The organism is Nocardia sp. CNS-044, assembly GCF_059570515.1.
Genome location: NZ_JCANSX010000007.1, coordinates 155,835 through 168,217 on the forward strand (window position 1 = coordinate 155,835; position 12,383 = coordinate 168,217).

General features: G+C 69.6%; 14 protein-coding genes. 8 read left to right on the plus strand and 6 right to left on the minus strand.

Going from position 1 to position 12,383, the window contains the following annotated elements; genetic code table 11:
* Positions 1–141: 141 nt before the first annotated feature.
* Positions 142–492, minus strand: a complete 351-nt coding sequence (locus T333_RS15500) for a HesB/IscA family protein (RefSeq protein ID WP_067785873.1) — start codon at positions 490–492, stop codon at positions 142–144.
* 190 nt (positions 493–682) lie between these two features.
* Between T333_RS15500 and T333_RS15505 the strand changes: the two genes are divergently transcribed.
* Positions 683–1,354 (plus strand): DUF3043 domain-containing protein, encoded by a 672-nt coding sequence (locus tag T333_RS15505; RefSeq protein ID WP_355004196.1) that lies wholly within the window; start codon positions 683–685, stop codon positions 1,352–1,354.
* A gap of 120 nt (positions 1,355–1,474) precedes the next feature.
* On the opposite strand, the gene T333_RS15510 is transcribed toward T333_RS15505, so the two are convergent.
* On the minus strand, positions 1,475–1,630 hold the full coding sequence (locus T333_RS15510) for a hypothetical protein (RefSeq protein WP_496424872.1): 156 nt from the start codon (positions 1,628–1,630) through the stop codon (positions 1,475–1,477).
* A gap of 86 nt (positions 1,631–1,716) precedes the next feature.
* On the opposite strand from T333_RS15510, the gene T333_RS15515 reads away from it, so the two are divergent.
* The 5 genes from T333_RS15515 to T333_RS15535 all read left to right on the plus strand — a co-directional run bounded on the left by T333_RS15515 (position 1,717) and on the right by T333_RS15535 (position 6,890).
* Positions 1,717–2,691 carry a helix-turn-helix domain-containing protein gene (locus T333_RS15515; protein ID WP_357254738.1) on the plus strand — a complete coding sequence of 325 codons (975 nt, stop codon included), beginning with the start codon at positions 1,717–1,719 and terminating at the stop codon, positions 2,689–2,691.
* A 547-nt stretch (positions 2,692–3,238) separates the two neighbouring features.
* Positions 3,239–3,790 (plus strand): bifunctional adenosylcobinamide kinase/adenosylcobinamide-phosphate guanylyltransferase, encoded by a 552-nt coding sequence (gene cobU, locus T333_RS15520; protein WP_496424873.1) that lies wholly within the window; start codon positions 3,239–3,241, stop codon positions 3,788–3,790.
* A 154-nt stretch (positions 3,791–3,944) separates the two neighbouring features.
* Complete coding sequence (gene cobT, locus T333_RS15525; protein ID WP_496424874.1) at positions 3,945–5,021, plus strand: nicotinate-nucleotide--dimethylbenzimidazole phosphoribosyltransferase; 1,077 nt, start codon at positions 3,945–3,947, stop codon at positions 5,019–5,021.
* The gene (locus T333_RS15530) at positions 5,018–5,770 is read left to right on the plus strand and encodes an adenosylcobinamide-GDP ribazoletransferase (protein ID WP_496424875.1); all 753 of its coding nucleotides are present in this window, start codon (positions 5,018–5,020) and stop codon (positions 5,768–5,770) included. The genes cobT and T333_RS15530 overlap by 4 nt, the downstream gene beginning before the upstream one ends.
* Before the next feature lie 406 nt (positions 5,771–6,176).
* Positions 6,177–6,890, plus strand: a complete 714-nt coding sequence (locus T333_RS15535) for an MBL fold metallo-hydrolase (protein ID WP_496424876.1) — start codon at positions 6,177–6,179, stop codon at positions 6,888–6,890.
* Positions 6,891–6,963: 73 nt separating this feature from the next.
* Here T333_RS15535 and T333_RS15540 read toward each other — a convergent pair whose 3' ends face one another.
* From T333_RS15540 to gcvT, 3 genes are all read right to left on the minus strand, one after another.
* A complete protein-coding gene (locus tag T333_RS15540) occupies positions 6,964–7,386 on the minus strand; it encodes a hypothetical protein (RefSeq protein ID WP_496424877.1) in 423 nt (140 codons plus the stop codon).
* 284 nt (positions 7,387–7,670) lie between these two features.
* Positions 7,671–8,771 carry a branched-chain amino acid aminotransferase gene (locus T333_RS15545; RefSeq protein WP_355004187.1) on the minus strand — a complete coding sequence of 367 codons (1,101 nt, stop codon included), beginning with the start codon at positions 8,769–8,771 and terminating at the stop codon, positions 7,671–7,673.
* Between the two features lie 151 nt (positions 8,772–8,922).
* Positions 8,923–10,023 carry a glycine cleavage system aminomethyltransferase GcvT gene (gene gcvT / locus T333_RS15550; RefSeq protein WP_496424878.1) on the minus strand — a complete coding sequence of 367 codons (1,101 nt, stop codon included), beginning with the start codon at positions 10,021–10,023 and terminating at the stop codon, positions 8,923–8,925.
* Between the two features lie 176 nt (positions 10,024–10,199).
* On the opposite strand from gcvT, the gene T333_RS15555 reads away from it, so the two are divergent.
* Complete coding sequence (locus T333_RS15555) at positions 10,200–10,844, plus strand: hypothetical protein (protein WP_496424879.1); 645 nt, start codon at positions 10,200–10,202, stop codon at positions 10,842–10,844.
* Between the two features lie 39 nt (positions 10,845–10,883).
* On the opposite strand, the gene T333_RS15560 is transcribed toward T333_RS15555, so the two are convergent.
* Positions 10,884–11,495 carry a GNAT family N-acetyltransferase gene (locus T333_RS15560; RefSeq protein WP_496424880.1) on the minus strand — a complete coding sequence of 204 codons (612 nt, stop codon included), beginning with the start codon at positions 11,493–11,495 and terminating at the stop codon, positions 10,884–10,886.
* Between the two features lie 88 nt (positions 11,496–11,583).
* Here T333_RS15560 and T333_RS15565 point away from each other — a divergent pair, with 88 nt between their 5' ends.
* Entirely contained in the window at positions 11,584–12,378 is a 795-nt protein-coding gene (locus T333_RS15565; protein WP_496424881.1) for a TetR/AcrR family transcriptional regulator, read from the plus strand.
* The last annotated feature ends 5 nt before the right edge of the window (positions 12,379–12,383 follow it).

Below are 12,383 nucleotides of genomic sequence, written 5' to 3' on the forward strand. Positions count from 1 at the left end.
GCGTCAGCTCGCGCGGCTGCACGCGGGTGGTCGACAGCCGCGCATACTCCGAGCTAACGCTCGGCTCGGCTGCGCGCCGAATCACAGGCCGTCGATTTCCGCGCATGGCCGGAGCGAAGGCGGACGTTCGCCTTTCGCGGGTCAGTTGAAGGAGTCGCCGCAGGCGCAGGAGCCCGTGGCGTTCGGGTTGTCGATGGTGAAACCCTGCTTCTCGATGGTGTCGACGAAGTCGATCGAGGCGCCCTGCACGTAGGGGGCGCTCATCCGGTCGACGGCCAGGGTGACGCCGCCGAAGTCGACGGTCAGGTCGCCGTCGAGCGAGCGGTCGTCGAAGAAGAGCTGGTAGCGCAGGCCCGCACAACCACCCGGCTGCACGGCGATGCGCAGCGCCAGGTCGTCGCGGCCCTCCTGATCCAGCAGCGCCTTGGCCTTCGAGGCGGCGGCATCCGTCAGAGTCACACCGTGGGTGGTCGTCTCGTTCGGCACAGTCATGAACTCTCCTAAGGACAGCTGTGGGTCAACCCGTGAACAGCGCACGGCTCGTGGAGTCAACACCACTCAGCGGGCTGCTATTCCCCATCTTGCCACTCGGCCCCTCGCGCGTTGACACAACCTCGGTGTTCGGTGGCCGGACTCACGGCCGCATTTCCGGCTGGCTGGCACATCGAATAGCCTGGTTGCTGTGAAATTGTTCCGTCGCGGCGAGTCCAGCACCACCGACGCGACCGCCGACAGCACGGCGGACGCGAACGGCGGCTCGACCGCCATCACCACCAAGACGCCCCCCACGCTCACCCCGGGCAAGGGCCGCCCCACCCCGAAACGCCGTGAGGCCGAAGGCAAGCGGCGCGGACCGGTCGCGCCAGCGCCGTTGACCGCCAAGGAGGCCAGGGCCCGCCGTAAGGCCACCCGTGGCACCAAGGAGGAGCGCAAGGCCGCGAGCGCCGAGCGTAGGCAGGCGGCCCAGGAGCGCCGGGCCCGCATGCTCGCGGGCGAGGACAAGTACCTGTTGCCGCGCGACCAGGGTCCGGTCCGCGCCTACGTGCGCGATCTCGTCGACGCCCGGCGCAACCTGGTCGGCCTGTTCATGCCGATGGCGCTGGTGCTGATCATGTCGATGTTCGCCGCGCCCGGTCTGCAGACGATCGTGACGTTGGCCATGCTGGTGATGATGCTGTTCATGGCCATCGAGGGCGTCGTCCTCGGCCGGATCGTGAACAACCGGGTTCGCGAGCGGTTCCCCGACAACACCGACACCGGCTTCCGTCTCGGCTGGTACGCCTTCGTCCGCGCGTCGCAGATCCGCAAGATGCGGGCGCCTAAGCCGCGGGTCTCACCCGGCGAGGCCGTATAGGCGTACCTCCGCCTTCGCTCCGGCCATGCGCGGTCCGTCGACGGACTGTGCCCGGCAGCGCATAGGCACTCCGAAGTTCGGCCGTTCGTGGCGAGTGCCGCGAACGGCCCGTTTTCGTTCTCAGCGGTGGTGCGAGAAGCGAATGGCGTTCAGCTCGGCTTGCAGGCGCTGGGCGTCCCGGTCGACCACATGCGCGGAGCCGGCGAGTCCCCGCCCGCGCGCCGGGAAGACGGAAACAGCTACCACGACGATCGCGATGAGAAGGAAAGTCAACATGGCAGAAATTTTTCGCCTATAAACTTTCCGCCGAAAGTGGCAGCCAAGCCATTGTTCGCAAAGATCCAGCCAGGTACCCTCGGACCATGCTGTCGAAGGTCGCCGTCGTGCTGTTCGAGAAGCTGGCCATGTTCGAGTTCGGGGTGGTCTGCGAGGTCTTCGGGCTCGACCGGACCGCCGACGGACTGCCCGGCTTCGACTTCAAGGTCTGCGGCGCCGAACCAGGCCGCGCGCTTCGCTCCACCACCCCCGGCGTGACGATCACACCGGAGTTCGCGCTGGACGAACTGCCCAAGGCGGATCTGGTCGCCATCCCCGCCGCTCCCGCCACCGCGCTGACCGACGGACTCGACCCCCGGATCGTCGACGCCGTGCGCGCGGCATCGGAGGCGGGCGCGATCATCCTCACCGTCTGCTCGGGCGCGTTCGTCGCGGGCGCGGCCGGGCTGCTCGACGGACGCAAATGCACCACGCACTGGCGCTACGTCGACCAGCTCGCCGCTCGCTACCCGTCCGCCACCGTGGACCCGGACGTGCTCTTCGTCGACGAGGGCAACCTCATCACCAGCGCGGGCACCGCCGCGGGCATCGACGCCTGCCTGCACCTGGTGCGCAGGGAGATCGGCAGCGCCGCCGCCAACGGCATCGCCCGCCGCATGGTGGTGCCGCCCCAGCGCGACGGCGGACAACGCCAGTTCATCGAACGCCCGGTCCCCGCCTGCACCTCCGACAGTCTCGCCACCACCTTGCAATGGATGAGCGAGAACCTGGATCTGCCGCACACCATCGACGACCTGGCCGCGCGCTCGATGATGTCGACGCGCACCTTCGCCCGCCGCTTCGCCGCCGAGACCGGGACGACACCGGTGAAATGGCTCACCAACCAGCGCGTCCTCTACGCCAAGCACCTGCTGGAAGACACCGAACAGGGTCTCGAACAGATCGCCGCCCGAGCGGGCTTCGGCTCCGGCGCGCTCCTCCGCCACCACTTCCAACGCCTGGTCGGCATCTCCCCGACGGAATACCGCCGCCGCTTCGGGGCCACCGCGTCGACTAGCTGAGTCATTCGCCCGACCGCTAGCGGACGAGTCCGTCCGACAGCGACCGGAGCAGGCGAATCCGCTGCCCGTGCTTGGGCCGCAACGACGTTCCGGGGGTGCTCGCCCTTCCCCTGTTTCGCTTCGACGCCTGCGACCGGCGGCGCCCGTCCTGTCTCGGGAGCAGCCGTTCACGCTCGGCACCGCTCAGCCGGTATCAGCAAACGTGCGACACGCGCGGCACGTTCGGATCAGCTAGCTCGGGACCGCCCACCGCCCTCGGCGGCTCAACCACCGGCATCGGGCCGATGATGGCGAACAGCAGGCCCGGATGGCCGCATATCCCCTCCCACAATCAGCGAGCTCAACGATCGAGGCAATGGCAAGCAGGTCGAGCCCTCGGGCTCGCCGCCAGGTCCCGGCAAGGCTAGTGCCGCGTCCACAAAGGTGCGCGAAATCGCCGCATCCGGCTCGGCGACGCCGGGCGAGCCGCTACACCCGAGCGGGGCTGCCAGCACTCCGTCGAAAGTCGCGGGGATGGCTCGGGCAAGCCTGTTGATAGCGTGCGGGGGTGTCGCAGGATTCCGGAACCGCGCGTCCTCCGCGGACGCTTGTGCTCGGCGGGGCTCGCTCGGGAAAGTCGGCGTTCGCGGAGCGACTCGCCGCGGCCTCGGGTGCGGTGCGGTACCTGGCGACCTCGGTCCCCGATCCCGACGACCACGACTTCGCCGAACGCATCGCCCGCCATCGCGACCGCAGACCCGGCGACTGGTCGGTGGTCGAAAGCGCCGACGCCGCAGCGGTTCTCGCCGACCCCGCGCCCGGAGCCGCGACGTTGGTCGACGACATCGGCACCTGGCTGACCGCGCGCATCGATGCTCTGAACGCTTGGGACTCCCCGCGGGGCACCGTCGGCCCGGATGCCGACGCCCTGGTCTCCGCCGTCGCCGACTACCGCGACCGCCTGATCATCGTCAGCCCGGAGGTCGGCATGGGCGTCATCCCCGCGACTCGCTCCGGTCGTCTGTTCCGCGACGAGATCGGCCTCCTCAACCAGCGCCTCGCCGCGGTCTGCGACGAAGCGTTCCTCGTCGTCGCCGGGCTGCCCCTCCGCCTGAAGTAGATCCGAGCGGCTCCCGTCGAATCCGTATGAGTTCGCTAGGTAGCGAAACGACGGTCGGTGGTGGAGGTTGGTGCGGTGTGGGCGGCGCGCTCCGGGCAAGATTGGGCGTCGGAAGCACGTGCGGCGGACGCCGCCCGACCGGAGAGGCTCGACAGTGACACACGGATTCGGACCGGTTGCGCCCCCCGACGCGCGGATTCGCGCGGCCGCCGAACAGCGGCAGACGCAACTGACCAAACCCGCTGGCGCGCTGGGCCGCCTGGAAACGCTGGGCAATTGGGTGGCCGCGTGCCAGGGCGTCTGCCCGCCGAAGCAGTTCGAGCGCGCCAGGGTCGTCGTCTTCGCCGGTGATCACGGCGTCGCGCGGCACGGTGTGTCGGCGTATCCGAGCGAGGTGACCGCGCAGATGGTCGCCAACTTCCTCGCGGGCGGCGCGGCGGTGAACGCGCTGGCCGCCGTCGCGGGTGCGACCGTGCGGGTCGCCGACATCTCGGTCGACGCCGAGACCGATCCGCTCGTGGGCAAGCACAAGGTGCGCAGGTCGAGCGGTTCCATCGACCGCGAGGACGCGCTGAGCCAGGCGGAGGTCGAGGCCGCCATCGCCGCGGGCCGGGCCATCGCCGACGAGGAGATCGACGGCGGCGCCGACCTTCTCGTCGCGGGCGACATGGGCATCGGCAACACCACGCCCGCCACCGTGCTCATCGCCACGCTCACCGACACCGAGCCGGTGGTCGCGGTCGGACGCGGCACCGGCGTGGACGACGCGGGCTGGTCGCGCAAGGTCGCGGCGATCCGCGACGCGATGCGCCGCGCTCGGCCCGTCCTGAAGGATCCGGTGGATTTGCTGCGCGTCGCCGCGGGCGCCGACATCGCCGCCATCGCCGGATTCCTCGCGCAGGCCGCGACCCGGCGCACGCCGGTGATCCTGGACGGCGTCGTGGTCACCGCGGCGGCCTTGGTCGCCGAGGATCTGGCCGCGGGCGCGAGCGCGTGGTGGCTGGCCGGGCACCGCTCCACCGAACCCGCGCACAACCTCGCGCTGAAACAGCTGCGCATGGAACCGCTGGTCGACCTGAGCATGCGACTCGGCGAAGGCTCCGGCGCGCTCACGGTCTTGCCGATTCTGCGCGCTGCGGTCGCCGCGCTCGCCGAGATGGCCACCTTCGGCGAGGCGGGCGTCAGCACCTCCGACGCCGAGATCCCGGCCGCGCCCGATCTGACCAAATGACGCCCGGGGTTCGCCTGGCCGTCTCGTGGCTGACCGTGCTCCCGGTGCGGGGCCCGGACGACGTCGATCAGGCCGCGGCGGGCCGCGCGATCGCGCTCGCCCCGCTGGTCGGTGCGCTGCTCGGTGCAATCGCGGCGGGGCTGGCGTGGGCGCTGACCTCGGCCGGGGCGAGCGCCCCGCTGTCCGGACTGCTGACCGTGGCAGCGCTGGCGCTGCTCACGCGGGGCATGCACCTCGATGGCTTGTCCGACTCGATGGACGGTCTCGGCAGTTACGGACCGCCGGAGCGGGCGCGGCAGATCATGAAGAGCGGCGGGGTTGGGCCGTTCGGGGCGGCCGCGCTGGTGTTCGCCATCGGGGTGCAGGCGTTCGCCTTCGCCGCGCTGGCCGACGCGGGACGGTGGTTCGCGGTGGCGCTGGCCGTCGCGATCGGACGGGTCGTCGTCGTCCTGGCTTGTCGCCGCGGCATTCCCGCCGCGCCGGGCACCGCCTTCGGCGCGCTCGTGGCGGACACCCAGTCCCCGCTGACCGGGGCGGCGTGGGTGATCGTCGCGCTGGCGTGCGGCGTCGTCGCGGTGCCGGAGCATCCCTGGCTCGGACCGCTCGCGATCGCGGTGGCGGTCGGTATCGCCGCGGTGGTGGTGCGGCACATGCTGCGCCGGTTCGGCGGTTTGTCCGGTGACGTGCTCGGCGCGGCGATCGAGATTTCGGTCACCCTCTCCGCTGTCGGACTCTCGCTCGCCGGATAATTCACGAATTCACGTAACCGTCGGTATCACGCGAATTCATATCTTGTTGGACAGTGTATGAACTTCGTCTCTTCTCCGAGCGTCGAGAATGGGCGCATGGCGTTGCGGGGCGGTTCGCTGACCACTGTTTTCGGGAAGGCTCGGGCGGAGTCGCGCGGTGCGGCGACGCGCGGCCCGATTCGCTCGCATGGCGCGCAAGCCCGGAAAACCTTTGGCAGACAACCGAAGTCGGCGCCGGTGTGGCGGCAGGGTACAAGCGCGACGACGATCAGGGCCTGCACCGCGCGCCCGAAGACGGCGACCCTACCCACTCGCCACCTGTTTGCGCACGCCATGATCCGACCTATCGGAATCTTTCACGCACTTGGCGCACGAACCGTCTGGGTCAGGATCTAATGTGTGCGGTATGTCTTCCGAGCGCCTCTATTTTCGGCAACTGTTGTCCGGACGGGACTACGCCGTCGGTGATCCGATCGCGACGCAGATGCGAAATTTCGCCTACTTGATCGGTGATCGGGAGACGGGCGAATGCGTTGTGGTGGATCCGGCGTACGCCGCGGGCGATCTGGTGTCCATCGCCGAGGCCGACGGCCTGCGCCTCACCGGCGTCCTCGCCACCCACCACCATCCCGACCACGTCGGCGGGACCATGCTCGGCTTCACCCTGCGCGGTGTACGCGAACTGCTCGAGAAGACCAGCGTCCCGGTGCACGTGAACAACAAGGAACTGGCCTGGGTCGCCAACGTCACCGGCATCGCGCCCAGCGAACTCACCGGCCACGAGCACGGCGACAAGGTCGAGGTCGGCGCGTTCGAGATCGAGCTATTACACACCCCTGGCCATACGCCAGGCAGCCAGTGTTTCCTGTTCGACAACCGCCTCATCGCGGGCGACACCCTCTTCGTCGACGGCTGCGGCCGCACCGACTTCCCCGGCGGCGACTCCGACGAGATGTTCCGCAGCCTGCGCTACCTCGCCGGCCTGCACGGCGACCCGGTCGTCTACCCCGGCCACTGGTACTCCCACGAGCCCAGCGCCGCCTTGTCGAGCATCCGCGACAACAACTACGTCATGCGCCCGCAGACGCTGGAGCAGTGGCAGATGCTGATGCCGGGCTGAGCCCGCGCGACGCATCGGCATCCTCGGCCGGCCCGCGCTGCCGGTACCCGACGACATCGGCCGCTCGGCCGCCCTACGGCGAGACGTGGCGTTCCGCCGCCCGCGTCGCCCTCGGACCCCGGCCACGCCCGCCGTCCAGCGGGCCCGCGCTGCCCATTCGGGCCTGGTGGCGTCGGGCATGACCGCCGAGGCGGGGGCCACGCAACGGCCACCACGAAACGGCGACCGAGGCTCGAGAACGCGGCGGGTGACCTTCCCGGCTCAGCGATGGAACTCCAGCACCGGCTTCCCGTCCCACTCGCCAGGATCCGGCAACGGCCTCGATCACCTCCATCAACGCCGGGTCGCCGGGTTTGCCCTGGTCCTCCAGGAAGACGACGGCGTCGCCGCTCACCCGGTAGGAGTACTTCTCGGGCCGCTTGGGTTCCCTGCGCCACAGCTCGGAACCGGTCGATCGATTCACCGCGACCAGCGCGTCCTGAGCCGGGACCAGCACCGCATCACCGGCCGTCGAGATCCACGAGAGCGGTGAATTGCCGATCCCCAGGGCCGCTTTCGACCACACCGGTTCGGGATTGGCGGGACGCCCGGTGCTGGTCGGCGCGGCAACGATGGTGGTGCTGCGTTGTCCGGCACCGACGCGTCACCCCCTGCACGCCGAAACACCCAGACTCGGCAACGCGATTCCGGTAACCATCGATCGACGCACGATGCCCATCCCCAAATCCCCGGCTGTCCAACAGCCGGAGCCCTACGGCCCGCCCTCAGGGCGAGTCTTCCTCACATACCGCGCATCCAGCCGTGGATGTCCGCGAAGGTACCGCGCTGGATTCCGGTCAACGTGTCGCGCAGCGCCATGGTGACCTCACCCGGTTCGCCACCGCCGATGGTGAATTCGCCCTCGGCGGAACGCACCCAGCCGACGGGGGTGATCACGGCGGCGGTGCCGCAGGCGAAAACCTCGGTGATCGCGCCGGATTCGGCGCCCTTGCGCCACTCCTCCACCGAGATCTTGCGCTCCTCCACGGGGTAGCCCGCGTCGGCGGCGAGGGTCAGCAGCGAGTCTCGGGTGATGCCGGGCAGCAGCGAGCCGGACAGTTCGGGGGTCACCAGCCGCGCTTCGGAGCCGGAGCCGAAGACGAAGAACAGGTTGTTGGTGCCCATCTCCTCGACGTAGCGGCGCTCGCACGCGTCCAGCCACACCACCTGGTCGCAGCCCTTCTCGGAGGCCTGCGCCTGGGCGAGCAGCGAGGCGGCGTAATTGCCCGCCACCTTGGCCTCGCCGGTACCACCGGGCGCGGCGCGCACGTACTCCGTGGACAGCCACACCCGCACCGGCTTCACACCGCGCGGGAAGTACGCTCCGGCGGGCGATCCCAGCAGCAGGTACTTGTAGGCGGCCGCGGGCTTCACGCCGAGTCCCGCTTCGGTGGCGAACATGAAGGGCCGCAAGTAGAGCGAATCCTCGCCGCCCGCGGCGGGCACCCAGCGCTCATCGACCGCGAGCAGCTGGCGCACCGACTCGATGAACAGTTCCTCCGGCAGCTCGGCCATCGCCATGCGGCGCGCGGACTTGCGGAAGCGGGTCGCGTTGGCGTCGATACGGAAGCAGGAGACACTGCCGTCGCTCTGCCGGTACGCCTTCAGCCCCTCGAAGATGGCCTGGCCGTAGTGGAAGACCATGGTGGCCGGGTCCATCGGCAGCGGCCCGTACGGCTCGACCCGCGCGTTGCTCCAGCCCTCACCCGCGGTGTAGTCGATCGACACCATGTGATCGGTGAAGAACCGGCCGAACCCCGGCGCCGCCAGAATCTCCTGTACCCGCTGCGCCGGTGCGGGCGCAGGATGGGGAACATGGGCGAACTGTGCGGCAACGGTCATGCAGGTGATCCTATCGGTGCCCGATTCGCGTCCGTCCACCTGTCGGGATTCGGCTCGGCCTCCACGCGGTTCCCGCCGTCACGCCCTCAGTTGGACCGTAGGCCCCGAGTGACCACACGCAGCGCGCGGCGAGCCCGAGGATGCCCGGCGCTCAGGCGGTACGCGCCTGCACGAACGGCGGCTTGACGACCTCACAGCGCAACCGGCGGCCGCGCACATCCACCTCCACCTCTTCACCCGGCTGGAGATCGGCATCGGTATCCAGCAGGGCGAGCGCGATGCCGACCTTGAGCGTGGGCGAGAAAGTGCCCGAGGTGGTCTCGCCGACGAGTTCGCCATCGCGCAGCACCGACTGTCCCTGACGCAGCACGCCGCGGTCGAGTGCCTTGAGCCCCAGCAGGGTTCGCTGCGGTCCCGCCGACTTCTCCTGTTCCAGTGCGGACTTGCCCCAGAACTCCGGCTTCTTCCAGCCGACCGCCCAGCCCGCTCGCGCCTGCACCGGCGAAATGCGCAGGGACAGTTCGTGTCCGTGCAGCGGGTAGCCCATCTCGGTGCGCAGGGTGTCGCGCGCGCCGAGACCGGCGGGCTGGCCGTCGGCGGCCTTCACCTGTGCCGCGAGGGCGCGGAACACCGCCTCGGCGTCGGCCCAGCGCGGCAGCAGCTCGTAGCCGTGCTCGCCGGTGTAGCCGGTCCGGCAGACTCGGACCGGACGCCCGTCCCACTCGGCGTCGGCGTAGGCCATGTACTCCATGTCGGTGGGCAGGCCGAGCGCACCGAGCACCTCGGCCGAGCGCGGGCCCTGCACCGCGAACACCGCGTACTCCCGGTGCTCGTCGGTGACGGTGATCCCCTCGGGCGCCGCCGCGCGCAGGGCCGCGACCACCGCCGCGGTGTTGGCCGCGTTCGGGACGAGGAAGATCTCGTCGTCACTGACGTAATAGGCGATCAGGTCGTCGATCACGCCGCCCTCCGGCGTGCAGCACAGCGTGTACTGCGCCTTGCCGGGACGGATCCGGCCGAGATCGTTGGTCAGCGCCGAATTCACGAACGCCGCCGCACCGGGACCCGCGACCGTCGCCTTGCCGAGATGACTCACGTCGAACAACCCGACGGCAGTCCGCACCGCCTGATGTTCCCCGACCGTCCCCGCGTACGAGACCGGCATCTCCCACCCGCCGAACGGCGCGAACGTCGCGCCCAACTCGACGTGGACTCGGTGAATCGGGCCTTGCAGCAGGTTCGTCTCGGTCACCCGGCGAGCTTAACCGCTCGGCGCACGCGCCACGGCGACCCGAACAGCCGGGCGCGGGTCGACCGGGGAACCCATCGCACCTCGGGGTGTGCCAGCGGCAACGAACGGGAACCGTTCAGGTTCGCGGGGAGGGCGGCAGCAGCGCGTGTTCGCGCGAGTCGGTTACCGTCGGTCGCGTGGACATGCGGCCCGTCATCGATTCGGCTGAGCCTCTGACGCGTCGGGGTGAGTGGTTTGTTTCGACGCAGTGTGTTCGCGTCGAAACGCCCAGTTTCGAGAAGCTGGGGGACCAGTGGCTCGAGTTCGGCATTCCCGCAACACAGGTCGATCGCATCCTGGATTTTCAGAAGCGCTGGGGTGGACTGGTCCTGCCGCCGTCGGTGGACTACGACGGCGGGCCGAAGATGCTGTGGGGCGACCTGCCCGCGGGGAAGCCCGATCGTGTCGGGTGGTTCGACGCGGGTGTGCAGCGTGTGTCGATGGGCTACGCGTTCATGATCGGTCCCGCAGGGGAATTCGGCATCGACGCAGATCAATGGGTGCCCTTGCACGCGAGCATCGAAGGCTGGATCGAATCGGTCGCGCTGGCTCACCACGCATCGACTCGAGCTCGACAGATCACCACAATTCGCGGTGACGCGATCGATCAGCTGCCGCCCCGCGACTTCGAACCCGTGCCCGATGTTCGCGGCCTTGCCGATACCTGGTGGCGAGGGCCGGATTCGCTGATCGCGATCCATACCGGAGAGGCTGCAAGCTTCGGCCAACCAAGGTTGCGGGTCGCCCGCGTCTACAACGGTGATTTCGTCAGTCATCTGTGATGGCGGTCTCGACGAATCGGGGCACGCCTCCACTGCTGGTCAGCCTCGGAACCACATCGGGATCAGCGTCGGGCCGTTGTCGGGCAACGTATGCGTGATCCCGGTGCGGACGAACCCGTTGCGGGCATAGAGGCGGGACGAGCGTTCGGTGCTCGCCTCCAGGAAAGCGGTCTCGGAGGCGTCGGAATACGCCTTGATCCGGTCGGCGAGGATGGCGCCGCCCGCGCCTTTGCCGCGGTGTTCGGGCACGGTGACGATCGCCTGGAGGTAGCGGTGCGGGAACTCGCGCGGATGATGTTCCGCGAGCAGCGCCGTGACCGCCACCAAACTCTCCATCGGACGAACGTTCGGGACCGCCTTCGCCATGGCGCGCGCCTCGGCCGCCTCGGCGAGCACCCGATCGGCCGAGGTCACCTTCTGCCAGAGCGAGACCGCCCAGATCTCGTCGCCGGTTCCCGCGAGCCAGACCTCGTCGTCGCGGATCGCGCGTTCGACGAGGTGCGGCGCGTGTTCGGTGCGGAAAGCCTCCGCGACCTCGGGGTGGTCGGCGACCACCCAGGCCGTCACCGCCTCGTCTGCTGACCCTCTCGCGAAGGCGGCCGCGACGGCGTCGATCTCCTGAATTCCCGCTCGGCGAACTGTGGGCTGCATGATCAACCTCCCGTTGTGAACGACGTCAACGTTCGCCAATTTATGGAGCACGGTGCGGTTCAGCCACCATTTCGTCACACTTGTTGGTGTGTCGAAATCACCGGCCTGCGCCACCTGCCGACAGGCTTTGACCCAGCCGAGCCGCGGCCGGTCACGCCGCTACTGTTCACGCTCCTGTCAGGCCCGTGCCTACCGCGCTCGCCGCGACCGGCGCGTGCCCGCCGCGCGTCCGCGTCCCGCCCGGCTCACCGCGGTCGCGATCGCCCGGACCGCGGTCGAGCTGACCGATCGCGAGGGCATCGACGGTCTCACCATGCGCCGCCTCGCCAGCGAGCTCGGCGTCGCGACGGCCGCTCTCTACCGGCACTTCCCCGACCGGGAAGCGCTGCTGACCGCGATGACCGAACTCGTCCTCGCCGAAAGCCCGCCGCCCCCGATCACCCCGACCGGCTGGCGTGCCGCGCTCACCCACGAGGCCGAGCAGGAGTGGCTGCTCTACCAGCGCCATCCGTGGGTGCTGCCGGTGCTGGCCCGCACCAAACCGCCGATCGGACCCGCCCTCTTCGACGTCCTCGAGCGCGCGTTCACCGCGCTGGACGCCAGCGGCCTCACTCGTGACGAGGTGATCACGGTCTATCTCGCCTACTCCGGCCTGGTTCAAGGCTTGGCGCTGCTGCGTTCTGATCGCGGGGAGCAGTTCGAGACGCTGCCCGAGTCGCTGCGAGCCGAATTCGCCGAACTTGTCGACACCCGGCCGACCATGCGCAAACTGTTCGCCGACGGGCCGCCCGGCCCCGAGCTGGACCTCGACGCGCTGGTCGCCACCGGCGTCGAACTGCTGCTGGACGGCGTCGCCATGCGGCTGTCGAAGCAGACCGAATAGCCTGT

Excerpts from the sequence above, each read along its gene's own strand:
- T333_RS15500 (WP_067785873.1), bottom strand. The coding sequence starts at position 492 with ATGACTGTGCCGAACGAGACGACCACCCACGGTGTGACTCTGACGGAT.
- T333_RS15510 (WP_496424872.1), bottom strand. The coding sequence starts at position 1,630 with ATGTTGACTTTCCTTCTCATCGCGATCGTCGTGGTAGCTGTTTCCGTC.
- T333_RS15515 (WP_357254738.1), top strand. The coding sequence starts at position 1,717 with ATGCTGTCGAAGGTCGCCGTCGTGCTGTTCGAGAAGCTGGCCATGTTC.
- T333_RS15530 (WP_496424875.1), top strand. The coding sequence starts at position 5,018 with ATGACGCCCGGGGTTCGCCTGGCCGTCTCGTGGCTGACCGTGCTCCCG.
- T333_RS15535 (WP_496424876.1), top strand. The coding sequence starts at position 6,177 with ATGTCTTCCGAGCGCCTCTATTTTCGGCAACTGTTGTCCGGACGGGAC.
- T333_RS15545 (WP_355004187.1), bottom strand. The coding sequence starts at position 8,771 with ATGACCGTTGCCGCACAGTTCGCCCATGTTCCCCATCCTGCGCCCGCA.
- T333_RS15560 (WP_496424880.1), bottom strand. The coding sequence starts at position 11,495 with ATGCAGCCCACAGTTCGCCGAGCGGGAATTCAGGAGATCGACGCCGTC.